Origin of the sequence: Haemophilus haemolyticus, assembly GCF_001008275.1 — a bacterium.
In the GTDB taxonomy this organism is placed as follows: Bacteria; Pseudomonadota; Gammaproteobacteria; order Enterobacterales; family Pasteurellaceae; genus Haemophilus; species Haemophilus haemolyticus_P.
Genome location: NZ_LCTH01000014.1, coordinates 23,290 through 47,163, shown reverse-complemented (window position 1 = coordinate 47,163; position 23,874 = coordinate 23,290). Strand labels below are relative to the sequence as shown.

Here is a 23,874-nt window from a genome sequence, read left to right as displayed (position 1 = left end):
TATTTAAATAGTTGGAAGAATAAAAAAAATTGCTATAATCACGCCTCTTTTTTTAACAAGGAAAGATAATGATGACTTCAAATTCTTATTGGCAACGTTTAAAAGTGGCATTTCAATATGTCATGCCGCAAATTTATTTAACTCAAATTGCAGGCTGGTTTGCTAAACAAAAATGGGGTGTGCTAACCCATGTTGTAATTAAAGCTTTTGCGAAAAAATACAACATTGATATGAGCATTGCGCAAAAAGAACAATTTTCTGATTACGCAAGTTTTAATGAATTTTTTATTCGTCCGTTAAAAGAAAACGCGCGTCCAATTAATCAAAATCCTACCGCACTTTGTTTACCAGCAGACGGTCGCATTAGCGAGTGCGGTCATATTGACGATAATCTTTTATTGCAAGCTAAGGGGCATTTTTTCAGCCTAGAAGACTTACTGGCAGAAGATAAAGAATTAGTGGAAACCTTTAAAAATGGTGAATTTGCCACTACTTATCTTTCTCCTCGTGATTACCACCGAGTGCATATGCCGTGCGATGGTACGCTACGCAAAATGATTTATGTGCCGGGTGATTTATTCTCTGTAAATCCATTTTTAGCCCAACATGTACCGAATTTATTTGCGCGTAATGAACGCGTGATTTGTGTTTTTGATACTGAATTTGGCACAATGGTACAAATTTTAGTCGGCGCAACCATCACTGCAAGTATTGGCACCACTTGGGCGAGCGTAATTAATCCACCACGCCACAATGAAGTGAAGACTTGGACTTATGAAGGCGAAAGTGCGGTCAAATTATTGAAAGGTCAAGAAATGGGTTGGTTCCAACTTGGTTCAACAGTAATTAATTTATTCCAAGCAAATCAAGTCCGTTTAGCTGATCATCTAAGCGTCAACGAACCTGTTCGTATGGGCGAAATCTTGGCATATAAAAAATAATTTTTTAACGAAAGGAAAACATCAAATGAATTTTGAACAAGTAAAATTAGAAAGCATTTCTGAAAAAGGTAGCTACGGGATTGGTTTGCAAATTGGCCAACAATTAGCCGATAGCCAAATGAAAATCACCGTTGAAGCTGTGGCAAAAGGCATTTTTGACGCGTTAAACCATAATCAACCTGCATTAGACATCAATGAGTTAATGCATTCTGTTCAAGCTCTTCAACAACAAGCCGCTGAAGCACAACAAGCGCAATTTAAAGCCATTGAAGAAGAAGGCAAAAAATTCTTAGAAGAAAATGCGAAAAAAGCAGGTGTAAACGTAACCGACAGCGGTTTGCAATACGAAATCATGACTGAAGGCAATGGCGCAAAACCATCTGCAACAGATAAAGTGCGTGTACACTACACTGGTACATTACCAGATGGCACCGTATTCGACAGCTCTGTGGCTCGTGGCACACCGGCTGAATTCCCAGTAAATGGTGTAATCCGTGGTTGGGTTGAAGCATTACAAATGATGCCTGTTGGTTCTAAATGGAAACTCACCATTCCACACGAACTTGCTTACGGTGAACGTGGCGCTGGCGCATCAATTCCGCCATTCTCAACACTCGTATTTGAAGTAGAATTATTAGATATTCTTTAATCGAAAAATATGATATCTATAAAGGCAAAGCAATAAAGGTTTTGCCTTTATTGTTAAAATAATGTTATTATTTTACCTGACAAATTTCATTTGTCTTATATCGCAAGTTTTGTGTATAGGAAAATGGGCACTTCTTTTTTCACTGCATTCATTATTTATACCTTCCTTGCAAATCTTTCTTTTCAATAAATTTAGGGTATCTTATGAAAGAGATTTGGCTGCAATTTAAACAAAATTACTTAATTAAATACTGGAATCCGATTGTCGCAGTGACTGCAGCGGGTTTGCTTTCCGCTTATTACTTTGGGGTAACAGGCACTTATTGGGCTGTTACAGGGGAATTTACTCGGTGGGGAGGACATGCATTACAAGCATTAGGCGTTGATGTATCTGAATGGAGTTACTACAAAATCATAGGAATGCAAGGTAATATCTTCTCACGTGTTGATGGTGTCATGATCTTAGGCATGTTTGCAGGTTGTATTTCTGCGGCACTTTGGGCAAATAATGTAAAATGGCGCAACCAACCACATAAACGTCGGATTGTTCAGGCTTTAATTGGAGGTGCATTAGCAGGATTTGGTGCACGTTTAGCAATGGGATGTAATTTAGCTTCACTTTTTACAGGTATCCCACAATTTTCGGTACACGCTTGGTTCTTCACTATCGCAACAGCAATAGGTACTTATGCGGGTGTGAAAGTCACATTACTACCAATATTTCGCGTTAAATTAGAACTGAAAAAAGGCGCAGCGAAAATAAAAGAAACAGATCCTAAACAAGCACAACGCCGTTTCTGGATTGGTATGGTTGTATTTTTTGCTTATCTTATTGCTTCACTTTATGTAATGACTCAATCTATTAAGCTTGGTTTTGCTATGCTTTGTGGTTTGGCTTTCGGGTTATTAATTGAACGAGCTCAAATTTGTTTTACCTCAGCTTTCCGTGACTTATGGGTAACTGGGCGTGCTTATATGGCAAAAGCGATTATTTTTGGAATATTAGTGGGCACAATTGGTGTATTTAGTTACATTCAACTTGGCGTCTCGCCTAAAATTATGTGGGCTGGCCCCAATGCTATTATTGGCGGTTTATTATTCGGATTTGGTATTGTACTCGCTGGTGGTTGTGAAACAGGTTGGATGTATCGCTCAATGGAAGGTCAAGTACACTTTATGTGGGTTGGCTTAGGTAACGTAGTCGGTTCAACTTATCTCGCCTATGTTTGGGATGATATCGCTCCTGTTTTAGCACTTGATTACGAAAAACTTAATTTACTAAAATCTTTCGGGCCCGTGGGTGGCTTACTTGTGAATTACGGTTTATTAATTTTATGTTTAATTGCCGTAGTCTGGTGGGAACGTCGTTTCTTAGCCAAAGCAAAATCTCAAATAACCGCACAAACTGGCTGCGGATGTAATTAACCAAAAGGAGCATAATCATGGCATTTACTATTGTTCAAAAATTAGATAAAGATCCAAAAGACATTTCACCCGATTATACATTAGATACGTTAGGCGAACCCTGCCCTTACCCCGCTATTGTAATGTTAGAAACCATGCCACAATTACAAAAAGGTGAAATTTTAGAACTATTAAGCGATTGCGCACAATCTATCAACAACATTCCTATTGATACTAAAAATCATGGATATACACTGCTAAGTGTAGAGCAAGATGGAACAAAATTACGTTACTTAATTCAGCGTTAAAAAATGGCTCCATGAGGAGCCATTTATTATCTACCCATAAAATCAAATTAATCTTCGCCCCAAACCTCTTTAGCGATTTCTTCTCGTGTAACATAAATGCCCGTATCCCACTGAATAGGATACATTAATTGATTGGGACTAGGGATGGTATATTTAACTATGCTACGATCACTAACAATAGCATTCAATTTCTTTAAATGCTCAACAAATAGATGATTTGGATACCTCATCTAACTGAGCTTGGAATAACTTTGTAATTGCTTGATCTTCAATCTCAGTTAATTGTTCACGAGAGATTTCACCTTATGCAAATTTTAAACGAGTTTCTTTTAATGCTTGTGAACGTAAATAAGAGCCTACTGTGTCTGCATGTAATAGGAGGATTTTTGATATTTTACTTCCTTATTTTATGATTTAATTAAAAGAATTCTAACGTATTTTCAACATCCCTTCTATTTTTCACTAATTCCTTGTGAACAAGCATAAGCCGAACTCCACGCCCACTGGAAGTTATAACCACCGAGCCAGCCTGTCACATCTAACACTTCTCCAATAAAATACAAACCTTGTACAAAATTACTTTCCATTGTTTTAGAAGAAATTACTTTAGTATCTACACCACCCATTGTGACTTCTGCCGTACGATATCCTTCCGTGCCATTTGGAGTAAATTCCCAGTGATGAATAAAATCCACCAGATTTTTTACCCGCACTTTGCTGATGTTAGCGATAACTTCATCTTGCACAAGGCCTTGCTCAATCCAAAGCTCAATCAATTTTTTCGGAAGTAATCGAACTAAAATGGTTTTCAACATTTGTTTTGGCGAATGTTGTTTTGCTTGATTAATTTCTTCTTCCAAATTGAGGTTAGGTAATAAATCGATTTTCACTGACTCAGTGGGCTGCCAATAATTGGAAATTTGCAACACCGCAGGGCCTGAAATACCACGATGGGTAAACAAAAGCTGGTTATAAAAAGATTTTCCACTCTGCGCTGTGATCGTAACAGGCAAGCTAATGCCTGAAAGTGCGGTTAAAAATTTATCTGTTTCTCGATAAGTAAAAGGCACTAAACTCGCGCGAGGAGGAATAACGGGGATACCAAATTGTTCTGCGATTTGATAGCCAAATGGCGTTGCGCCAAGCCCCGGCATAGAAAGCCCGCCTGTGGCGATAATCAAATTTTTACATTGCCATTGGGTTGAATTTACCTGTAAAACAAACCGCACTTTTTCATCATTTTGAATCCGTTCAACTTGAGAAACTTCGCTACGCAATAAAATCTTAGCACCATATTTATCGCATTCAGATTTCAGCATTTCAACGATTCGTTCTGCGCCCTCATCGCAAAATAATTGTCCTAATTCCTTTTCGTGATAAGCAATTCCCCGCTCCGCCACAAGAGAAATAAAATCCCAATTGGTATAACGAGCAAGGGCCGATTTGACGAAATGAGGATTTTGTGAAAGGTAATGAGCAGGCGTAACCTCTAAATTGGTGAAATTACAAAACCCGCCGCCCGACATCAAAATCTTACGTCCGATTTTTTTGCCGTTATCGAAAACTGTCACCGACTTGCCTAACTTAGCCAACTGTGCCGCGCAAAATAATCCTGCCGCCCCTGCACCAATAATAATATTTTCAGAATATTGGCTCACGGATTTTGCCCTTTTTCACCACGTTGTAAAAAATCCAACATCTTCATTCGTTGAATAACTGAACGACGATCCACTGCCGCATTACCAGAATCTAATAATTGCTGTAAATATGCACTGGCTTGTGGATATTGACGATTTTCTAAGGCAATTGTCGCCAATAAAGAAAGACTAGATACTTCATTTTTATCTTTTGCCAAAGCTTCATTCAAAAGTTGCTCGACTTTTGGTGTCACTTGCTGGCCTGCTTGATAATAAAGTGCGGTCGCTGCCAAGCCTAAAATATTAGGTTTACTGCCTGATATTTTTTCCGCGTTAGAATAAGCCACAAGCGCACTATCAAATTCATTATTCTGCACATAGGCTTCCCCAAGTTGAAGCCAAGTTTCCTCATTATTCGGATCAGTTCGCAGCTTATTTTGGATCTTTTCAATCACATTTTCATTTTTATGTTCATCATTCATTTCAACATTTTGATTATGCTGCTCAATCATCGATTTCTCGCCTTGTTGAACACGACTAAAACGATCAAGAGAAAAATAATAAGCGGTTGGAATAGCAATTAATAAAAAGAAAACCACAAAAGAAAGTTTGTGATTACTTTTCCCAAAGAAATCTGTCTTTTGTTCCTTTTGCTTAGGATCCGAATAAGACTCAGCATTAACAGAAAAATATCTCTTATCTTTTTCTAACGCACTTCCCTGCTCGACTGAAGATAGGGAGGATTTTTTTCTATTTGAGAAATAAAGCAATACGGCAGCTAAAATTAAAAGAGCGGCTGGCAACAGCCACAATAACGCCGTATTCCATTTGAATGGCGGTTTGTAATTCACAAAATCGCCAAATCTAGCGGTCATTTGATCGATAATTTGCTGATTAGTTTTTCCTTCGTCCACCATTTTGTACACTTCAAGACGCAAGTCATAAGCGATAGGAGAATTAGATTCCACCAAATTTTGGTTCTGACATTGTGGGCAGCGTAAAGATTTTGCCAACTCTACGGCGCGAGTACGATCATCTTGATTTTGGAATTGATAGGTATCCACCATTTCCGCTTGGGCAAATAAGGAAAATGCGAATAAAAGTGCAGTCGCAAAAAAGACTGTTTTTTGAACCTGAATAAAACCACGAGTAAAAATATCTAATATGCTTTTCATTTGTTCTTCAATGCTTCAATTTTTGGCAAAAATACCGTTTGCCAAGTTTCTTTATCCAATAAACCAGAATGGCGATAACGAATCACACCATGTTCATCCACAAGATAAGTTTCTGGCGCGCCATCTACGCCCAATTTTAATCCCAATTCACCATGACTATCATCAATGGTTAAGACGAAAGGATTGCCCATTCGCTTAAGCATTTCAATGCCATTTTGCGGATTATCGCGATAATCCACCCCCACAATAGGCAACGTTTTTGCAATCTCAATCAACAGAGGATGTTCTTCCTTGCAATAACCGCACCAACTGCCCCACACATTTAACAAAAATGGCTGTTTAGGAAACTCTTTCGGGCTTACGATTTGCGATGGCTCATGTAAATTAGCCTGATAAAACTCTGGAACAGGTTTATCAATTAAAGCCGACGCAATTTTTTTCGGATCTTGATTTAACCCTGCAATTAGTAATATACACACTCCTAAAAGCACAAAGAGCGGTGCAAAAAAGATAAGTTTTTTGTTCATTATTTTTCCTGTTTTCTGCGTAATCCGAAAACGCTACAAAGTGCCCCAAACGCCATTAAAATACCGCCAGCCCAAAGCCAACGAATCAGTGGTTTGTAGTGTAAGCGGAAAGTAAATTCCCCTTTGCCGAGAGAATCGCCCATCACAATATATAAATCCCCCCAGAAACCGCCATCAAGCCCCACTTCACTCATTGTCATTGTTCGTACATCGTAATAACGGCGCTCTGGGATAATTTCTGCATAAGGTTTGCCATTTTCAGTTACATCAAAAAATGCGACTTCCGCGGTAAAGTTTGGCCCGATTTCATTAGAAAATTGGCGATAATGAAATTCATATTGCCCCAATTTTTGACTTTGTTGCGGTGCTAAACGTACACCAATTTCACTGCCAAAATAACCGCTCATCACCGCACCAATAGTCACAATCGCCACACCACAGTGTGCTAAAATCATGCCAAATTGAGACAAACGAATTTGTCGCCAATTTTGCCATAAAGTGACAAACAAAAGCCAAATCGCAAGAGTTAATAACACAAAGGCGAAAGCGTGGAAATTTAATGCAGAATTATTGCGTAGCTGTTGCCAAATCATCAAGCCAGCAAGAATCAAAGACGGAATAAGCAACCATACGCAACGTATCAATAATGTACGATCAAATTGCACCCAACGAATGGTGAGTGAAATCACCATTAGGATTAAAATCACTGTAATAATTGGGAAGAAAATACTATTAAAATAAGGACTTCCCACTGAAATTGAGCCCCAATTCATCGCTTGAAATAACATTGGGTAAAAGGTGCCTAAAAAGGTAGAAACGGTGGCAATGGTCAGCAAAATATTCAGCAATAAAATGCCACCCGATTTAGAAACGAACTGAAATTTCACCGCACTTTCTGATGAACTGCCCGCTCGTAAGGCGAATAATCCAAAGGCTAACACTGTCAAAACAAAGAAAATTAATAACAACACATAACCGCGCGTGTTATCCAATGCAAAAGCATGCACAGAAGTGAGTGCGCCAGAACGAACAATAAACGTGCCTAATACGCTAAAGGCAAAAGCAAGCAGAGAAAAAAGCGTTGTCCAATAACTAAATACGCCTTGTTTTTCCGTCGCCATTAAACTGTGCAATAACGCCAAACCAAGCAACCAAGGCATTAAAGACGCATTTTCTACAGGATCCCAGAACCACCAACCGCCCCAGCCAAGTTCGTAATATGCCCACCAAGCACCAAGCACAATGCCAATGGTTAAAAATAACCAAGAAACCAACACCCAGCCACGCATTGAGCGTGCAATTTGTCGAGCAGATTGGTTATAAATCAACGCACTTAAACTCATCGCAAAATTTACCGCAAAGCCCACATAACCAACATATAACAAAGGCGGATGGAAAATTAGTCCCACATCTTGCAACATTGGATTGAGATCGCGACCTTCTGTGGGTGCTGGGAAAATGCGTCCAAATGGATTGGAATAAAATAAAATAAACACCGCGAAGCCAAAGCAAATCAATCCCAATAAAGATAAAGATTGAGCGGAAAAAGTGCGGTTATTTTTTCGATTAAAAAAAGCAAAAGCAGCAAGCCATAAACTCAATGAAAATAACCAAAACAACATTGAACCTTCATGTCCACCCCAAGTGGCAGCCACTTTAAAAAATGTAGGTAATTGGGAATTAGAATGTGCCGCTACATATTCAAGGGTAAAGTCATCCACCGCAAAAGAATAAGCAAGCAAACCAATTGAGAACGTCGTCGCAAGGGTAAAAATATAACTAAGCGGCCAAGCGGTATTAATTAAAGTCGAATTTTTTTTGAATAACCCAAATTGAGGTACTAACGCAAGAAAAAACGCGCTAGCTGTTGCGAGTAAAAGAAGGAAAAAGCCAAATTCTGGAAGCATAATATCGTCGTTTTCTTCGTTGAGGTTCAGATTCGTCCATTGACGAGTTATTTACTAATTAAAAAACACACGCCAATTTAAATCCGTATTAAAGTGCATTTTTCTCACCTGAATTCTACCGAAAATCCTAAATTTTGCACGCAGTTTGTGATTCACTTCAATAGGATAAATATGATTTGTACGGTAGATTTTTCACAAAAAAATAGCGCCCTATTGGCGCTATTCTGGTTATCAAAGAATTAATTATTAAATTCAGCACCTAAACAAGGGCGGATTTTATTTAACATTTCTTTTATTACGCGTGATGGTGCGGCGATAATATTGCCGCTGCGTAAGTAGCCGTTACCTGCATCAAAATCACAGACTAAACCACCCGCTTCACGCACGATTAAATCGCCAGCAGCACAATCCCATGCTTTTAAGCCCATTTCAAAATAACCATCAATACGGTTTGACGCCACATAGCATAAATCCAATGCTGCAGAACCAGTACGACGGAAATCCGCGGCATCTTCAATTAAGGCATTCATCATTGCAAATTGAGTTGGCATTAATTTTGGTTGTTTGAATGGGAAACCGGTCGCTAAAATTGAACCTTGAATTTCACGTTTACTATCTACACGTAAACGTACTTCATTTAATTTTGCGCCTTCACCACGCACAGCGGTAAATAATTCATTACGGATTGGATCATAAACAACCCCAACTTCAGTGCGATTTTTTACACGAATTGCGATAGACACGGCAAAATGAGGAAGGCCCGTCATAAAATTACGGGTACCATCTAGTGGATCAATCACCCATTGTACATCACTATCTTTGCCTTCAAGCGCCCCCGTTTCTTCGCTGATGATGGTGTGGTCAGGATAAGATTTACGAATAATTTCAATGATTTCTGCTTCTGCCGCTTTATCAACGTTTGTCACATAATCATTAATACCTTTTTGTGTGCTTTCGATAGCATCACGGCGTTCATAATTTTTAGCAATCACATTGCCCGCTTTTCGTGCCGCACGAATTGCGATATTTAACATTGGATTCATATTTCCACCAGATTTTAAAGAACAGAAAAATTCCGCGCCATTATAGCGAGATTTGCCAAAATAACCAGTTGAAAATCATAAAACAATGGTTTTTATAGGTTTTCAGAAAAACTTTGCGATACATATAGCAAAAATAGCATGAAGTGATTTTTCTATTCATTATTTGCCATTAAAGTGCGGTAGAAAATTGGAGCGTTTTATGCAAAAAGGTGTGACATTAGTGGAATTATTGATTGGGTTAGCCATTATCAGCATTGCGCTGAGTTTTGCCGTCCCATTATGGCAAACGGATTCACCTAAAACGATTTTAGCCAAAGAGCAACATCGCCTGTATTTATTTCTACGCCAAATTCAAGCACGAGCAGAAAATTCATCGGAAGTGTGGTTTTTACTTATCAATCGTAACCTTGCGACACAACAATGGTGCTTAACAGCACAAGTAAAAAACGATCAAACGTGTGATTGTTTAAACCCAACAAACTGCCCGAAAGAGGCCTATGCTCATTTTTACTATCCTTATTTTCCTAAAAAAACGATGATTCAAAGCCATTATCTTTATCCCAAAGAAATCACTAGGTTTTATGGGGCGCGTAATACGAGTGTTACTCGTTGCTTTATTCTGCAAGCGGAAAATGAACGTACATTATTTTCATTTTTCAATGTTGGCAGTATTCGTTTGAAAACCAATCAAGCGGCTAGTGCATGCAATCAATCATGAAAATATTATTAAAAGGACAAACCCTATTAGCACTGATGATTTCTCTGGCATTGTCGTCTTTATTATTGCTAGGCATTTCGCATTTTTATGTACAAATTCAAACTCAAAATCAACACATGCTATTGCATTTAAAACTACAAGCAGAATTACAACGAACATTACAACTTATTGGTAAAGATCTTCGTCGATTAGGATTTAGAGCATTAAATACAAAAGGAACAGAAAGCAATTTATCTTTATTTGAATTAGATGAACAAGGCACATCTATTTTCATTAGTCAAGAAGATAACGCCCTACCTAATAGCTGCGTGTTGTTCTTTTATGATTTAAATAAAAATGGATGTATTGGCAAAGATTCACCGAAAACCTGTATGAAAAATGGGAAAAATACATCCAAAAACAGTACAGAAGAATTATTCGGTTATAAAGTGAGTAACAAAATGATAAAAACCAAACTGACTTATCAAAGTGTTATTCCAACTAATTGCACAGCAGAAACTTGTAAACGTGCTTTTCAACAATCGGCTTGCAACGCTGGAGGCGGTTGGACTGATTTATTAGACAATAATGAATACGAAGTCACTAGCCTACAATTTAATTGGTTAATTGAAGGCAAAGGATTAGAAATCAAGCTAAAAGGAAATTTAAAACAAACCCCAAACATCAGTTATGAAGCATCCCTTGTCGTTTCGCTCTGGAATCAAAAATAATGGCTACACACAAAGGCATTATCACGCTGACTATTCTGATTTTTATTTCAGGTTTATTAACCGTAATCTTATTGTTGGATGACAGTCATTTAAGTTTTTTTCGTGCACAACAAAATCAACGAAAACACTATGTGGAAAGAACATTACAACTGCAAAAAATGACAGAGGAGAAAAAACAAACTGCCTGCCTTGATTTACCGTTAAATAATAATGAAAGTGTAAAGCAAATCAGCATCACGCTTGATGGCGCCACAGATGCAATTCAATATTTTCTTTGGTGTGAAAAAATGAGCCTATTTAAAAAATCGCCCACAAAAGGCGATAATCAGGGTGCATTGAAAGATTTTATTCACACAGAAAAACTAACGGATTTTCGACCGCGCTTTTCTTCCCCGCCCAAAATTTTAAATGCTAACAAAACACCTAAACTATATTGGTTTTCAGATTCACAAGCGGAGGTTCAAATTAATGGCACCGTGTCTGCCGTATTAATTGCGGAGGGAGATTTAAAACTAACGGGCAAAGGAAGGATTAGTGGCGCGGTGATCACCAACGGGAATTTAACTTTAGATGGGGTGACGTTGGCCTATGGAAAACCTGTCGTAACAACCTTAGTGCAACAATATAGTCAGTGGCAGTTGGCAGAAAAAAGTTGGAGTGATTTTAATGTTCCAGATGAATAAAGGCATGTCGCTCACTACCCTATTATTTTCTTTGGCTTTATTTAGCGTTTTATTTATTGCTTTCAATCAATGGACGGCAAGCCAAAGAAAAAGTGCGGTGAAAACTTATCAAGATTTTCAAGCGATACAGATTGCGGAGAATCAAGCTCAACGCCAATTTTTAGGATTACCTTGTGAACAATTAATACAACAAAATAGCTTAACTTTTCGCGTTCAATGTGAAAACGAACGCGTCATTGTGCGTTATCCTATGGGTGAAATCTCGATAAAAACTAAGTAGAATGGCATTGTCTTTTTCTAGATTAAATCATCAAAAGGTCGCCATTGTGTTCATTGTTTACTACTCTAATCAACTCGAAAAACAAAAAGAAATTCTTTCGTCCTTATTCAAATCATTGCCTCCAGAAGATCCTTTTCAGCAAGATATTATCTTAGTGCAAAGCCCAGGTATGGCGCAATGGCTGCAAATTGAATTAGCGAAAGAAACAGGCATTTCAGCGAACCTAAAATTTCCTATGCCAGCAAGTTTTATTTGGCAACTTTATGCTCAAAACTTACCTGCAACAGCATTGGAAAATCCTTTTGATAAAGATTCAATGACATGGCGCTTAATGCGCTTAATCCCGACTTTTCTCGAGAAAGAGAGTTTTTCACCTTTACGCAATTATTTAGCGTCCTCGCCACATTCTGAACAATACAAACTTTATCAACTCAGCAGCAAAATTGCCGATTTATTTGACCAATATTTGGTTTATCGACCTGAATGGATTTTTGCTTGGGAAAAAGGCGAAGATGAACAAATCACTGCTCAAATACAAAAGCAACAACCTAACCTCAACAATACGTTGTTTGAGCAAATTCAAGGTAATACTAAATGGCAAGGTGAGTTATGGCGTGCATTGGTCACCGATGTTAAATCAGAGGTTGGTGATGCCACACATCGAGCGGCTTTGCATAATCAATTCTTAGCCTTGCTTGCCGATAAAAAAGCACCGAAAAAATTACCTTCACGCATATTTATTTTTGGTATTCCAGCGCTTCCGACTGCTTATCTCAATATTTTGCAAGCCATGTCCTCTGAAGTGGATATTCATTTATTTTTTAATAATCCATGCCAAGAGTATTGGGGAGATATTAGCGATTTACGCCTTGATTATTTGCGTTCTCGCAAGCGTTATCAATTCAATAAACAAGGTGAAAATCAACCGCTCTTTTCTGAGGATCAGCTTTCTCAACTAGAAAACGCTCAGTTTGATGTCACTTATCAAAAAGAAAACCTTCAAGTAGGCAATCCATTACTGGCGGCCTGGGGAAAAATGGGGCGAGATTTTCTCTATACCTTAGTGCGAGATGAAGAACATATTCCAACTTATCCCGTTAATGCTTATCAAGAAATTAAATCGAATAGTTTACTTGGACAATTGCAATCTCAAATTCTACATTTAGAAAATAAACCGCTAAATATCGCAAAAAATGACCGCACTTTAACCCTACATTCTTGCCACAGCGCTATGCGGGAAGTGGAAGTATTGCACGATTATTTACTGGATTTATTCAATCAGGATCCTAACCTTACGCCAAAAGATGTGGTTGTTATGGTGGCAGATATAAACCAATACACACCTTATATTCAGGCAGTTTTCGGGCAAAAAAATGGAGATGCCCCACAAATTCCATTTTCACTTTCAGATAATAAACTTTCAGAAAGCGATGTGTTGGTCTCAAGTTACTTAACTTTATTGCGCTTAAAAGAAAGCAATTTTAGTGCAGAGAATGTCTTAGCGTTGTTGGATATTCCTGCGATGCGAGAACGATTTAATATTTCTCTTGCTGATTTACCATTAGTGAGAGAATGGGTAGCGGATTCAGGGATTCGTTTCGGTTTGCAAAAAAATCAAGATGGCATCAATTTCAATTCTTGGCAGGCTGGATTAGAACGAATGATTTTAGGCTATGCAATGCGTGAAGAACACGGCATTTGGCAAGATAGTCTGGGCTTAAACAGCAGTTATGGCTTAAAGGGTGAACTTGCTGGAAATTTATCTCACTTTTTCACCGCACTTTCCGCGCTGCATGAAACGCTGCAACAAGCGCATTCTATTGAAAAATGGCAGGAAATTTTAACCGCACTTTTATCAGATTTCTTCGTGCAAAATGAAGACACAAGCGACACGATTTTCTATATTCAAGAGAAAATTAATGAATTCGCTGAGCATCTAAAATCTCTCCATTTTGCTGAAGAATTACAAGCAGATGTGATTGCCGATGTCATCACAATGAAATTGGAAGATGCGCCAAATAGCCTAAAATTCCTTGCAGGAAAAGTAAACTTCTGCACCTTATTACCAATGCGTTCAGTGCCATTCAAGGTAGTTTGTTTACTTGGAATGAATGATGCGGATTACCCTAGAACACAAACACCAAACAGTTTTGATTTAATGCAATATCACCATCAAAAAGGCGACCGTGTTCGCCGTGATGATGATCGCTATTTGTTCTTAGAAGCCTTATTGGCAGCACGTGATTATTGCTATATCAGCTATGTTGGCCGTTCCATCACAGATAATCAACCGAAAGAACCTTCTGTATTAGTAAGCCAACTCGTGGATTATATTAATCAAGGGCAAAGCGAAAATACCCTTACGGTGATTGAGCATCCAATGACAGCATTTAGCCCGGATAATTTCAAATATAACGAGAAATTCACCCGCTCTTTTGCGACAAAATGGTTGCCAATAGCACAATTTGACGCGAGTTCCAACAATTCAGAATTTGCCGTCCCTATGACTGAAAACCCAGAAAAAATCGAAGAAATTGAACTGGATCGTTTAGTCAGCTTTGTTGAAAACCCAGTGAAATTTTTCTTTGAAAAACAACTCGGTGTCTATTTCCGTGATGAAGATGCTCGTATTGCCGACAGTGAGAACTTTACCTTAAGTGGATTAGATAATTACGCGCTCAATAATGACTTAATCTATCTTGATGAACAAAATTTTGCTGATTATTTTAGACAAGCAGAAGTAAAAGGCGTGTTACCTCGAGCCGAATTTGGAAAAGTTTATGCTGAAAATATTCGAGACAATGTTTTGGAATTTAAAAAGAAAATAGCGGATATTGGCGAAGCCAAACATGCTTCCGTCGATTTCAATCTATCCGTAAATTGGCACAATAAAAATCAAGAAATTCGTCTATTTGGTTATATGGAGCCTTTATTTGGCGATGATTCACAGGTGATTCAGTGGCATTTTGCAAAATACAAAGATCGCTATTGCATCCGTCCTTGGATTTATTATTTGATTCAATGTGTCACACAAGAAAATGCGGTACCACCAAAATTAATTACGCAAGATCAAGTTATCGAATTACCGCCTATTGATCGTGAAGCCGCTCTCGCTCAATTAAAAATTTACGTAAAAGATTATTTACAAAGCCAAATAGAAATCCAATTAGTACCAACCATAAGAAATATTAATGATTTTATTGTGGACGATGAAAGTGAGGTAGATTTTGACAATATTTCTACAAAATTTCAGGAACTGGGCGAAGACAGCAAATCCGGCGCTCAAGCAGATCCATATTGGTCACGCATATTGGCGCAGACCTCAAGATTTGAACAAACTGAAAATATTGAAAAATTATTAAAACAAACAAAAGATTGGTTTGGCTTATTATTCGTATAAAAGAAGACAAGAAAAGCATAAAGCTAATCGTCAAAGAACCGATTTTTTGCTAAGATAACCGCCCTTTTTACGGAGAATTGTCTATGCGCTGTCCATTTTGTTTTACAGAAGAAACCAAGGTAATTGATAGCCGTTTGGTATCGGATGGCTATCAGGTTCGCCGCCGTCGTGAGTGCGGTCATTGTCATGAACGTTTTACTACCTTTGAAACAGCCGAATTAATCGTACCAAAAATTATTAAAACTGACGGCACTCGAGAGCCGTTCAATGAAGATAAATTACGCAGTGGTATTCAGCACGCCTTAGAAAAACGCCCTGTAAGTGCGGATGATGTTGAACAAGCAATTAACCATATAATTTTTCAATTACGCGCGACGGGTGAACGTGAAGTACCAAGTAAACTGGTTGGAAAACTCGCAATGAATGAGTTAAAAAAACTCGATAAAGTGGCTTATATTCGTTTTGCCTCGGTCTATTTGAGTTTCGATAACATTAATCAATTTACCAAAGAAATTGAGAGCTTAAAGGATTAACCATGAGCGAATTTTCTGCACAAGATCGCAAATTTATGCAACGCGCCTTGGATTTAGCCGCCAAAGGTCAATATACCACCACACCGAACCCATCGGTAGGATGCGTATTGGTAAAAAGTGGTGAAATTGTGGGGGAAGGCTTTCATTTTAAAGCAGGGCAACCTCATGCTGAACGTGTTGCCTTAGCTCAAGCTGGCGAAAATGCCAAAGGAGCAACCGCTTACGTCACCTTAGAGCCCTGCTCTCATTACGGTCGCACACCGCCTTGCGCATTAGGATTAATCGAGGCTGGCGTAGTGAAAGTCATTGCTGCTATGCAAGATCCGAATCCTCAAGTCGCAGGAAAAGGTTTGAAAATGTTGTCTGATGCCGGCATTGAAAGTGCGGTGAATTTATTGAACGATCAAGCGGAAAAAATAAATAAAGGCTTTTTAAAACGAATGCGTCAAGGTATGCCTTTTGTTCAACTCAAACTAGCGATGAGTTTAGATGGACGAACAGCAATGGCAAGTGGAGAAAGTAAATGGATTACGGGCCCTGATGCTCGTTCGGACGTACAAAAAATGCGCGCAAAATCATCCGCACTTTTATCTACTTCTGCGACAGTACTTGCAGATGATCCAAGCCTTAATGTACGTTGGGATGAATTCCCTGAAAATCTTAAAACAGAATATAAAAAAGAAGATCTTCGCCAGCCTGTGCGAGTCATTTTAGATTCACAACATCGCATTCAGCCGACTCATAAACTTTTTTTAACGCATTCTCCCGTTTGGCTAGTTTCTAATGAACCACGAGATTTAATAGGCTTTCCTGATTTCTGCGAACAAATTATTCTTCCAAAAGAAAATTTACTAAAAGAATTAATGCGAGAACTGGGAAAACGCCAAATAAATACCCTTTGGGTAGAAGCTGGAGCAAATTTAGCGGGTAGTTTAATTGATGCGAAATTAGTCGATGAATTGGTTATTTACATTGCGCCAAAATTACTTGGCGACAATGCTCGTGGTCTATGCCAATTACCGAATTTAACTAAACTTGCCGATGCACCATTATGGCAACTTAATGAATTAGAACAAATCGGTGACGATATAAAATTAACTTACACACCGAAAGGAATCTAAATGCTTAAAAAACTTTTCCATTCCGCACTTTGGGGCTTGGCTGCTGCGGGCGTGATTTTGTTTGCTGTTCCAAGACTGAATAACAGCAATATCTTCACTTCAGACGATATTGTATCGTTCAAAAATGCAGTGCGTATTGCCTCTCCAGCAGTAGTGAATGTTTATAACCGCTCTTTTTCTTCCGCCAGCATTAATGACAATGATCAGCTACAAGTGAATAACTTAGGTTCTGGCGTGATTATGAGTAAAGATGGCTATATTCTGACTAATAAACACGTTATCCAAAATGCGGATCAAATTGTAGTAGCGTTGCAAAACGGAAATATTTTTGAGGCCAGTCTTGTTGGTTCAGATAATCTCACTGATCTCGCTGTTCTCAAAATTCGTGCAAATAATCTTTCAACCATTCCACAAAATTCAAATCGTCAAGCTCACGTTGGTGATGTGGTATTAGCAATCGGTAATCCCTACAACTTAGGACAAAGCGTATCCCAAGGTATTATTAGCGCTGTAGGACGAAATGCTGTAGGTGATTCTGTTGGCAGACAAAACTTCATCCAAACCGATGCTTCAATTAACCGCGGCAACTCAGGCGGCGCATTAATTAATTCTGCAGGGGAATTAGTTGGAATCAGTACACTTAGTATTGGCAAAACTGCCAATGAAATAGCAGAAGGACTAAATTTTGCGATTCCAATGGATATTGCAAATGATGTTTTACAGAAAATTATACGAGATGGACGTGTTATCAGAGGTTATTTTGGCGTGCAAAGTGACATCAGTTCAAGTAGTGAAGAAGGCATAGTCATCACTGGAGTAAGCCCGAATAGCCCAGCAGCAAAAGCAGGAATTCAATTAGGTGATGTCATTTTGAAATTAAATAATCAAGAAGGCATTTCAGCCCGAGAAATGATGCAAATTATCGCAAATACAAAACCTAATTCAAAAGTTCTCGTCACCATTCTACGATTAGGCAAAATTTTACAACTCCCTGTTATCATTGAAGAATTTCCGCTAAATTAAAAATAGCGGTCGTTTCTGACCGCTATTTTCATCTCTCTTTTCCATTAAAAACCTATTCTCCCTAGCCCATTTTCTGACATTTCGGGCAAAAGAAACTATTACGCTGGCCTATCACCAAACTTTCAATTTTTCCACCGCACTTCGGACAAGGTTTATCTTTATTACCATATACTAATAATTCTTGTGCAAAATAACCTGGGCGCCCATCTGGCTGTAAGAAGTCTTTAAGTGTCGTTCCACCTTGAATAATGGCTTTTGCCAATACATCTTTAATCGTGTTCACTAAGGAAATACATTGATTGCGAGTCAAATTTTTAGCGAGTTTTAAGGGATGAATACCACAAATAAACAAACTTTCATTCGCATAAATATTACCAACGCCCACCACTACAGCGTTATCCATCAAGAAGGTTTTAAGTGCGGTCGATTTTTGACGAGATTTTTTGAATAAATATTCTGCATTAAATTCATCAGAAAGCGGTTCAGGCCCCAGCTTTAAAAAAAGATGAAAGTCATCTAAATTCTCCGTCCACAACCATGCACCGAAACGACGAGGATCGTTATAACGTAATAATTTGCCATTATTCATCACAATATCAATATGATCATGTTTATCTATTGCGCTATCCTGTGGCACAATTCGCACCGAACCTGACATGCCCAAATGCCCGATGATATAGCCTTTTTCCGTGTGAATAATCAAATATTTTGCTCGACGAGTGAGATCGACAATTTTTACATTTTTTAACGTTATCAATTCCTCTGATACGGCCCAGCGCAATTTAGGCTGGCGCACGACAACTTTTTCAATCGTGAAACTCTTAAGATAAGGGCTAATACCACGTAGTGCAGTTTCGACTTCGGGAAGTTCCGGCATGATTTGTTCCTTAATAAATCTTGGATACAAAAAAACCCGAACAATGTCGGGCTTTTTCTAAATAAGCAAAATTATTTAATTTTTGCTTCTTTATAGATAACGTGTTTACGCACTACTGGATCAAATTTTTTGATTTCCATTTTTTCAGGCATATTACGTTTGTTTTTATCAGTTGTGTAGAAGTGACCGGTCTCTGCAGTAGAAACTAAACGGATTTTCTCACGAGCGCCTTTAGCTGCCATTTTTTAGCTCCTTAGATTTTTTCGCCACGAGCACGGATTTCAGCTAATACTGCATCAATGCCTTTTTTATCAATAATACGCATACCTTTCGCAGTTAAACGTAAGGTTACGAAACGGTTTTCACTTTCAACCCAGAAACGGTGAGTGTGAAGGTTTGGAAGAAAACGACGACGTGTCGCATTCATCGCGTGTGAGCGGTTATTACCCACAGCTGGACGCTTGCCTGTTACTTGACAAACTCTAGACATAATAATCTCCAATAATTAAATATAAGCTCGAGCTTACGGTTCGGATTGTTTAAAGCCAGTTAAAACTAGCTTGCTACCTCGTCAGGTCGCGCTAATCCGACCCGCTTACTATATTAAAGGTCGCAAATTATACTGGCTTTGTTTTCATTTCTCAAGTGCAAATGCGATTTTCCTGAATGTAATCGGTAAAAAAATGGTCAATATTATAAAAATTTATAATAAAAAGTTCTCTGCAAAAGAATAGCAATCTGTTTTTCCGACAATTAAGTGATCAAGTACTCTGATTTCCATTAATTCTGCTGACTCCTGGATTTTTTTAGTAATAAGCTGATCCGAATAACTCGGCTCTGTTATTCCAGAAGGATGATTATGCGCCAAAATTAAAGCAGCTGCGTTGCAATAAAGTGCCTCTTTAATTATTTCCCGAGGATAAACCGCTGATACATTAATTGTACCTAAAAATAACCGCTCTTTTTTAATCAAACGATGTTGATTATCTAAAAATAAAACCATAAATACTTCTCTTTCCTCGTTTTGCAATTCAGTGAGTAAAAAAAGTTTTACCGTTTCAGGATCATTAATAATTGGCGTACTCAACATCTCTTGCTTTAAATAACGCTTGGTCATTTCCGTAATTGCTTGCAGTTGAATAAATTGCGTAATGCCTAAGCCTTTCACAGAACAGAAGGCTTTTTCATCTGCAGAAAGTAACGCATACAAGGAACCAAAATGTGATAAGACATTTTTCGAAAGCTGAATGACTGGGCAGCCTTTTATGCCAGTTCGTAAAAAGATCGCCAGCAATTCATAATCAGCGAGAGTTTCTACGCCAAATTTAAGCAATTTTTCCCGTGGCATTAAATCATCATTGTTTTCCATAAGATATTAAACACAAAATAGAAAAAATTTTGACCGCTCTTTTCTTGTTTTACGAGTAACTTATACAAAGTCTGCGATATGTATCGCAAAAATAGCATTGGGCATTCAATAAAATTAAAGTAAAATAACGGAATTGTGGCTAAGCACTAACAAAGGTTGAAACATGAAATTAAGCGGAAAGCATATTGTAGTCGGCATAACTGGCGGAATTGCGGCCTATAAAACAATAGAGTTGATTCGTTTATTACGCAAAGCAGACGCTGAAGTAAGTGTAGTATTAACCCCCGCTGCGGCAGAATTTATTACGCCTTTAACGCTTCAAGCCATTTCTGGCAATGCTGTCGCACAATCTTTATTTGATCCACAAGCAGAGCTGGCAATGGGTCATATTGAACTTGCCAAATGGGCCGATGCCATTATTATTGCGCCAGCTAGTGCAGACTTTATTGCCCGTCTTACTGTAGGCATGGCGAATGATTTACTTTCAACAATTTGTCTTGCGACTGATGCGCCAATTTTTCTTGCCCCAGCAATGAATCAGCAGATGTATCGCCAATCCATTACTCAACAAAATTTAACGGCTCTTCAAACGCGTGGAATTGAGCTTATTGGCCCGAATAGTGGTTTTCAGGCTTGCGGCGATATGGGGAAAGGACGTATGTCAGAACCAGAGGAAATTTTTACCGCACTTTCTGACTTTTTCTCTCAAAAACAAGATCTACAAGGATTAAATGTCGCTATTACAGCAGGCCCAACGCGTGAGGTAATCGATCCCGTTCGTTATATTTCTAACCATAGTTCAGGGAAAATGGGATTTGCGATTGCTGAAGCATTTGCCGAACGTGGGGCGAACGTCACGCTAATTTCAGGGCCAGTGAATTTAACAACACCAAAAAATGTAAATCAAATCAATGTCATCTCAGCACAAGATATGTGGAAAGCCTCTCTTGAAAGTGCGGCGAAAAATCAAATTTTTATTGGCTGTGCGGCTGTTGCTGATTACAGAGTAGCCAAAGTTGCTGACCAAAAAATTAAAAAATCTGGCGATGAAATATCTATCAAGTTAATTAAAAATCCCGATATTATCTCAGATGTAGGACATTTAAAAACACATCGCCCTTTTACTGTTGGATTTGCGGCTGAAACCCAAAATGTTGATGATTACGCAAAAGATAAACTTGAACGCAAAAATCTTGATATGATTTGTGCCAACGATGTATCTGGCGGACAAGTTTTTAACGCTGATGAAAATGCCTTGCAGCTTTTCTGGAAAAATGGTCATAAAAAATTATCGCTAAAATCAAAAGTGGAACTTGCAGCTGATTTAGTCAATGAAATCATTGAACGCTATCAAAAAACCTTATAATTCCAACCGCACTTTTACCTAAAAATGAATTTCAAACGGAGTATTACATGAAAAAAATTGACGTAAAAATTTTAGATTCTCGCATTGGAAATGAATTTCCTCTGCCAACTTACGCAACTGAAGGTTCGGCAGGTCTTGATTTACGTGCTTTGATCGATGAAAGCTTTGAAATTCAACCAGGTGAAACTAAATTAATTCCGACAGGGCTATCAATTTATATTGCGGATCCAAATTTAGCCGCAGTGATTTTGCCTCGCTCGGGCCTTGGTCATAAACACGGCATTGTGCTAGGAAACCTTGTGGGATTAATTGACTCCGATTATCAAGGGCCATTAATGGTATCAATGTGGAATCGTGGAAATGAGCCATTCAAAATTGAAGTCGGCGATCGCATTGCTCAACTTGTTTTCGTACCAGTAGTACAAGCCGAATTTAATATTGTAGAAGATTTTCAACAAACCGAACGTGGTGAAGGCGGTTTCGGTCATTCAGGTAAACAATAATTTATGGTAGAAGAACAATTATCTTTATCGGGCGTAGAAGAAATTGCGCCTAAAATTGAAACACAAAAAATTGAAAAAAGAACGGTAAAAGAACGTCGTCAACAAGTGCTTACTGTGTTGATACATATGCTTCATTCCGAACGTGGCATGGAGCGTATGACAACGGCTCGTCTAGCAAAAGAAGTTGGGGTATCAGAAGCTGCGTTATATCGTTACTTTCCAAGCAAAACAAAAATGTTTGAAGCCCTGATCGAGCACATTGAAAATACCTTATTAAGCCGTATTACCGCTTCTATGCGTAACGAAACCCAAACAATGAATCGCATTCATGATATTTTACAAACGATCTTAGATTTTGCCCGTAAAAATCCTGGGTTAACTCGAATTCTAACGGGTCATGCATTAATGTTTGAAGATGCGCAATTGCAAGTTCGAGTCGCACAATTTTTTAATCGTCTTGAAATGCAGTTTGTCAATATTTTACAGATGCGAAAATTACGTGAAGGACGCGGCTTTAATGTGGATGAACGTATAATTGCCTCGCATTTAGTGACACTATGTGAAGGACAATTTATGCGCTATGTTCGTACTAATTTCCGTCTGAATGCAAGCCAGTCTTTCGAACAACAATGGCGTTTTATCGAGCCACTTTTTGCCTAATTGACTTTACCGAGTAAATATATGATTATTCCTTGGCAAGAACTGGAAGCAGAAACATTAGATAATATCGTAGAAAGCGTAATTTTACGCGAAGGAACCGATTACGGTATAGAAGAACTTTCACTCAACCAAAAAAAACAACTTTTACTGACTCAAATTCGCAATGGAATTGCGGTGATTGTATGGTCTGAATTGCATGAATCCATTGACATCAAAAATAAAACGGAATTTTTGAAACAGGAATGTAAGGAGCACGAATGTCAAATGAATTAATCGAAATTGATGAAGTTGTAACCTCCTCTCAAGAAGAAGAGATAACTCAACGAGATCCAGTTTTAGATTGGTTTCTTACTCACTGCCATTTACATAAATATCCCGCAAAATCGACTTTAATTCACGCAGGTGAAGATGCAACGACTCTTTATTATGTCATTAAAGGCTCTGTAATGGTGTCAGCAAAAGATGATGAAGGTAAAGAGATGATTCTCACTTATTTGGGTACAGGACAATTCTTTGGTGAGGCAGGATTATTTGATGAAGGTTCAAAACGATCTGCTTGGGTAAAAACAAAAACAACATGTGAAATTGCTGAGATTTCTTATAAAAAATATCGTCAATTAATTCAAGCAAACCCAGAAATCTTAATGTTTTTAACCGCACAATTGGCAAGACGTTTACAAAATACTTCACGCCAAGTCAGTAATTTAGCATTCTTAGATGTGGCAGGTCGTATTGCTCAAACGCTAATGAACTTAGCTAAACAGCCTGAAGCAATGACACATCCTGATGGGATGCAAATCAAAATTACACGTCAAGAAATAGGGCAAATGGTTGGTTGTTCACGAGAAACTGTAGGACGTATTATTAAGATGTTAGAGGATCAGAATCTTATCCACGCTCATGGAAAAACCATCGTTGTATATGGCGCAAGATAATTTTTCATCATAAATCATTCAACATGAAACCATCCAAAATCAATTTGGATGGTTTTTGTTTAATTAGAAATAATATTCAAAACATTAATTGACAATTAATATAAAG

Annotated in this window: 26 protein-coding genes; 17 read left to right on the top strand and 9 right to left on the bottom strand. The window is 38.2% G+C overall.

The window, feature by feature from the left end; all coding sequences use genetic code 11:
• Positions 1 to 71 precede the first annotated feature (71 nt).
• From asd to yedF, 4 genes are all read left to right on the top strand, one after another.
• Complete coding sequence (gene asd / locus AAX15_RS01730) at positions 72 to 941, top strand: archaetidylserine decarboxylase (protein ID WP_046938880.1); 870 nt, start codon at positions 72 to 74, stop codon at positions 939 to 941.
• Between the two features lie 25 nt (positions 942 to 966).
• Positions 967 to 1,590 carry an FKBP-type peptidyl-prolyl cis-trans isomerase gene (locus AAX15_RS01725; protein ID WP_046938850.1) on the top strand — a complete coding sequence of 208 codons (624 nt, stop codon included), beginning with the start codon at positions 967 to 969 and terminating at the stop codon, positions 1,588 to 1,590.
• 203 nt (positions 1,591 to 1,793) lie between these two features.
• Positions 1,794 to 3,014, top strand: a complete 1,221-nt coding sequence (gene yedE / locus AAX15_RS01720) for a selenium metabolism membrane protein YedE/FdhT (protein WP_005638945.1) — start codon at positions 1,794 to 1,796, stop codon at positions 3,012 to 3,014.
• Between the two features lie 17 nt (positions 3,015 to 3,031).
• Positions 3,032 to 3,301, top strand: a complete 270-nt coding sequence (gene yedF / locus AAX15_RS01715; RefSeq protein WP_005627337.1) for a sulfurtransferase-like selenium metabolism protein YedF — start codon at positions 3,032 to 3,034, stop codon at positions 3,299 to 3,301.
• A 452-nt stretch (positions 3,302 to 3,753) separates the two neighbouring features.
• On the opposite strand, the gene AAX15_RS01705 is transcribed toward yedF, so the two are convergent.
• The 5 genes from AAX15_RS01705 to suhB form a co-directional block, all read right to left on the bottom strand.
• On the bottom strand, positions 3,754 to 4,959 hold the full coding sequence (locus AAX15_RS01705; protein WP_046938848.1) for a BaiN/RdsA family NAD(P)/FAD-dependent oxidoreductase: 1,206 nt from the start codon (positions 4,957 to 4,959) through the stop codon (positions 3,754 to 3,756).
• Positions 4,956 to 6,113, bottom strand: coding sequence for a heme lyase NrfEFG subunit NrfF (nrfF, locus tag AAX15_RS01700; protein WP_046938847.1), 1,158 nt, complete (start codon positions 6,111 to 6,113; stop codon positions 4,956 to 4,958). The genes AAX15_RS01705 and nrfF overlap by 4 nt, the downstream gene beginning before the upstream one ends.
• Positions 6,110 to 6,640, bottom strand: a complete 531-nt coding sequence (locus AAX15_RS01695) for a DsbE family thiol:disulfide interchange protein (RefSeq protein ID WP_046938846.1) — start codon at positions 6,638 to 6,640, stop codon at positions 6,110 to 6,112. The genes nrfF and AAX15_RS01695 overlap by 4 nt, the downstream gene beginning before the upstream one ends.
• Positions 6,640 to 8,547, bottom strand: a complete 1,908-nt coding sequence (gene nrfE / locus AAX15_RS01690) for a heme lyase NrfEFG subunit NrfE (protein WP_046938845.1) — start codon at positions 8,545 to 8,547, stop codon at positions 6,640 to 6,642. The genes AAX15_RS01695 and nrfE overlap by 1 nt, the downstream gene beginning before the upstream one ends.
• A gap of 239 nt (positions 8,548 to 8,786) precedes the next feature.
• Positions 8,787 to 9,590, bottom strand: coding sequence for an inositol-1-monophosphatase (suhB, locus tag AAX15_RS01685; RefSeq protein WP_005633301.1), 804 nt, complete (start codon positions 9,588 to 9,590; stop codon positions 8,787 to 8,789).
• 199 nt (positions 9,591 to 9,789) lie between these two features.
• On the opposite strand from suhB, the gene AAX15_RS01680 reads away from it, so the two are divergent.
• From AAX15_RS01680 to degS, 8 genes are all read left to right on the top strand, one after another.
• On the top strand, positions 9,790 to 10,308 hold the full coding sequence (locus AAX15_RS01680; protein ID WP_009499856.1) for a type II secretion system protein: 519 nt from the start codon (positions 9,790 to 9,792) through the stop codon (positions 10,306 to 10,308).
• Positions 10,302 to 11,018, top strand: coding sequence for a PulJ/GspJ family protein (locus tag AAX15_RS01675; RefSeq protein WP_046938879.1), 717 nt, complete (start codon positions 10,302 to 10,304; stop codon positions 11,016 to 11,018). Before AAX15_RS01680 ends, AAX15_RS01675 begins: the two co-directional genes overlap by 7 nt.
• A complete protein-coding gene (locus AAX15_RS01670) occupies positions 11,018 to 11,701 on the top strand; it encodes a DUF2572 family protein (protein WP_046938844.1) in 684 nt (227 codons plus the stop codon). The genes AAX15_RS01675 and AAX15_RS01670 overlap by 1 nt, the downstream gene beginning before the upstream one ends.
• A complete protein-coding gene (locus AAX15_RS01665) occupies positions 11,694 to 11,981 on the top strand; it encodes a DUF5374 domain-containing protein (RefSeq protein WP_046938878.1) in 288 nt (95 codons plus the stop codon). Before AAX15_RS01670 ends, AAX15_RS01665 begins: the two co-directional genes overlap by 8 nt.
• Positions 11,982 to 12,027: 46 nt before the next feature.
• Positions 12,028 to 15,381 carry an exodeoxyribonuclease V subunit gamma gene (gene recC / locus AAX15_RS01660; RefSeq protein ID WP_046938877.1) on the top strand — a complete coding sequence of 1,118 codons (3,354 nt, stop codon included), beginning with the start codon at positions 12,028 to 12,030 and terminating at the stop codon, positions 15,379 to 15,381.
• An 83-nt stretch (positions 15,382 to 15,464) separates the two neighbouring features.
• Positions 15,465 to 15,914, top strand: coding sequence for a transcriptional regulator NrdR (gene nrdR, locus AAX15_RS01655; protein ID WP_005627362.1), 450 nt, complete (start codon positions 15,465 to 15,467; stop codon positions 15,912 to 15,914).
• Between the two features lie 2 nt (positions 15,915 to 15,916).
• Complete coding sequence (gene ribD / locus AAX15_RS01650; RefSeq protein WP_046938843.1) at positions 15,917 to 17,035, top strand: bifunctional diaminohydroxyphosphoribosylaminopyrimidine deaminase/5-amino-6-(5-phosphoribosylamino)uracil reductase RibD; 1,119 nt, start codon at positions 15,917 to 15,919, stop codon at positions 17,033 to 17,035.
• The gene (gene degS, locus AAX15_RS01645) at positions 17,036 to 18,058 is read left to right on the top strand and encodes an outer membrane-stress sensor serine endopeptidase DegS (protein ID WP_046938842.1); all 1,023 of its coding nucleotides are present in this window, start codon (positions 17,036 to 17,038) and stop codon (positions 18,056 to 18,058) included.
• A gap of 61 nt (positions 18,059 to 18,119) precedes the next feature.
• Here degS and mutM read toward each other — a convergent pair whose 3' ends face one another.
• From mutM to radC, 4 genes are all read right to left on the bottom strand, one after another.
• On the bottom strand, positions 18,120 to 18,935 hold the full coding sequence (gene mutM, locus AAX15_RS01640; protein ID WP_046938841.1) for a DNA-formamidopyrimidine glycosylase: 816 nt from the start codon (positions 18,933 to 18,935) through the stop codon (positions 18,120 to 18,122).
• 71 nt (positions 18,936 to 19,006) lie between these two features.
• The gene (rpmG, locus tag AAX15_RS01635; RefSeq protein ID WP_005613503.1) at positions 19,007 to 19,177 is read right to left on the bottom strand and encodes a 50S ribosomal protein L33; all 171 of its coding nucleotides are present in this window, start codon (positions 19,175 to 19,177) and stop codon (positions 19,007 to 19,009) included.
• Positions 19,178 to 19,188: 11 nt separating this feature from the next.
• Positions 19,189 to 19,425 (bottom strand): 50S ribosomal protein L28, encoded by a 237-nt coding sequence (gene rpmB / locus AAX15_RS01630; RefSeq protein WP_005542826.1) that lies wholly within the window; start codon positions 19,423 to 19,425, stop codon positions 19,189 to 19,191.
• Positions 19,426 to 19,638: 213 nt separating this feature from the next.
• Positions 19,639 to 20,304: a RadC family protein gene (gene radC / locus AAX15_RS01625; RefSeq protein WP_046938840.1), complete on the bottom strand. Its 666-nt coding sequence runs from the start codon at positions 20,302 to 20,304 to the stop codon at positions 19,639 to 19,641.
• A 163-nt stretch (positions 20,305 to 20,467) separates the two neighbouring features.
• Here radC and coaBC point away from each other — a divergent pair, with 163 nt between their 5' ends.
• From coaBC to crp, 5 genes are read left to right on the top strand one after another with little or no spacing between them, the layout of a single operon-like run.
• Complete coding sequence (coaBC, locus tag AAX15_RS01620; RefSeq protein ID WP_046938839.1) at positions 20,468 to 21,670, top strand: bifunctional phosphopantothenoylcysteine decarboxylase/phosphopantothenate--cysteine ligase CoaBC; 1,203 nt, start codon at positions 20,468 to 20,470, stop codon at positions 21,668 to 21,670.
• A gap of 47 nt (positions 21,671 to 21,717) precedes the next feature.
• Positions 21,718 to 22,173 carry a dUTP diphosphatase gene (gene dut, locus AAX15_RS01615; protein ID WP_005631431.1) on the top strand — a complete coding sequence of 152 codons (456 nt, stop codon included), beginning with the start codon at positions 21,718 to 21,720 and terminating at the stop codon, positions 22,171 to 22,173.
• A gap of 3 nt (positions 22,174 to 22,176) precedes the next feature.
• Positions 22,177 to 22,833: a nucleoid occlusion factor SlmA gene (gene slmA / locus AAX15_RS01610; protein ID WP_046938838.1), complete on the top strand. Its 657-nt coding sequence runs from the start codon at positions 22,177 to 22,179 to the stop codon at positions 22,831 to 22,833.
• A gap of 21 nt (positions 22,834 to 22,854) precedes the next feature.
• The gene (locus AAX15_RS01605; RefSeq protein ID WP_005631427.1) at positions 22,855 to 23,106 is read left to right on the top strand and encodes a YheU family protein; all 252 of its coding nucleotides are present in this window, start codon (positions 22,855 to 22,857) and stop codon (positions 23,104 to 23,106) included.
• Entirely contained in the window at positions 23,091 to 23,768 is a 678-nt protein-coding gene (gene crp / locus AAX15_RS01600) for a cAMP-activated global transcriptional regulator CRP (protein WP_046938837.1), read from the top strand. The genes AAX15_RS01605 and crp overlap by 16 nt, the downstream gene beginning before the upstream one ends.
• The last annotated feature ends 106 nt before the right edge of the window (positions 23,769 to 23,874 follow it).

Excerpts from the sequence above, each read along its gene's own strand:
- asd (WP_046938880.1), top strand. The coding sequence starts at position 72 with ATGACTTCAAATTCTTATTGGCAACGTTTAAAAGTGGCATTTCAATAT.
- AAX15_RS01725 (WP_046938850.1), top strand. The coding sequence starts at position 967 with ATGAATTTTGAACAAGTAAAATTAGAAAGCATTTCTGAAAAAGGTAGC.
- yedE (WP_005638945.1), top strand. The coding sequence starts at position 1,794 with ATGAAAGAGATTTGGCTGCAATTTAAACAAAATTACTTAATTAAATAC.
- yedF (WP_005627337.1), top strand. The coding sequence starts at position 3,032 with ATGGCATTTACTATTGTTCAAAAATTAGATAAAGATCCAAAAGACATT.
- nrfF (WP_046938847.1), bottom strand. The coding sequence starts at position 6,113 with ATGAAAAGCATATTAGATATTTTTACTCGTGGTTTTATTCAGGTTCAA.
- AAX15_RS01695 (WP_046938846.1), bottom strand. The coding sequence starts at position 6,640 with ATGAACAAAAAACTTATCTTTTTTGCACCGCTCTTTGTGCTTTTAGGA.
- nrfE (WP_046938845.1), bottom strand. The coding sequence starts at position 8,547 with ATGCTTCCAGAATTTGGCTTTTTCCTTCTTTTACTCGCAACAGCTAGC.
- suhB (WP_005633301.1), bottom strand. The coding sequence starts at position 9,590 with ATGAATCCAATGTTAAATATCGCAATTCGTGCGGCACGAAAAGCGGGC.
- AAX15_RS01680 (WP_009499856.1), top strand. The coding sequence starts at position 9,790 with ATGCAAAAAGGTGTGACATTAGTGGAATTATTGATTGGGTTAGCCATT.
- AAX15_RS01670 (WP_046938844.1), top strand. The coding sequence starts at position 11,018 with ATGGCTACACACAAAGGCATTATCACGCTGACTATTCTGATTTTTATT.
- AAX15_RS01665 (WP_046938878.1), top strand. The coding sequence starts at position 11,694 with ATGAATAAAGGCATGTCGCTCACTACCCTATTATTTTCTTTGGCTTTA.
- nrdR (WP_005627362.1), top strand. The coding sequence starts at position 15,465 with ATGCGCTGTCCATTTTGTTTTACAGAAGAAACCAAGGTAATTGATAGC.
- ribD (WP_046938843.1), top strand. The coding sequence starts at position 15,917 with ATGAGCGAATTTTCTGCACAAGATCGCAAATTTATGCAACGCGCCTTG.
- degS (WP_046938842.1), top strand. The coding sequence starts at position 17,036 with ATGCTTAAAAAACTTTTCCATTCCGCACTTTGGGGCTTGGCTGCTGCG.
- mutM (WP_046938841.1), bottom strand. The coding sequence starts at position 18,935 with ATGCCGGAACTTCCCGAAGTCGAAACTGCACTACGTGGTATTAGCCCT.
- rpmG (WP_005613503.1), bottom strand. The coding sequence starts at position 19,177 with ATGGCAGCTAAAGGCGCTCGTGAGAAAATCCGTTTAGTTTCTACTGCA.
- rpmB (WP_005542826.1), bottom strand. The coding sequence starts at position 19,425 with ATGTCTAGAGTTTGTCAAGTAACAGGCAAGCGTCCAGCTGTGGGTAAT.
- radC (WP_046938840.1), bottom strand. The coding sequence starts at position 20,304 with ATGGAAAACAATGATGATTTAATGCCACGGGAAAAATTGCTTAAATTT.
- coaBC (WP_046938839.1), top strand. The coding sequence starts at position 20,468 with ATGAAATTAAGCGGAAAGCATATTGTAGTCGGCATAACTGGCGGAATT.
- dut (WP_005631431.1), top strand. The coding sequence starts at position 21,718 with ATGAAAAAAATTGACGTAAAAATTTTAGATTCTCGCATTGGAAATGAA.
- slmA (WP_046938838.1), top strand. The coding sequence starts at position 22,177 with ATGGTAGAAGAACAATTATCTTTATCGGGCGTAGAAGAAATTGCGCCT.
- AAX15_RS01605 (WP_005631427.1), top strand. The coding sequence starts at position 22,855 with ATGATTATTCCTTGGCAAGAACTGGAAGCAGAAACATTAGATAATATC.
- crp (WP_046938837.1), top strand. The coding sequence starts at position 23,091 with ATGTCAAATGAATTAATCGAAATTGATGAAGTTGTAACCTCCTCTCAA.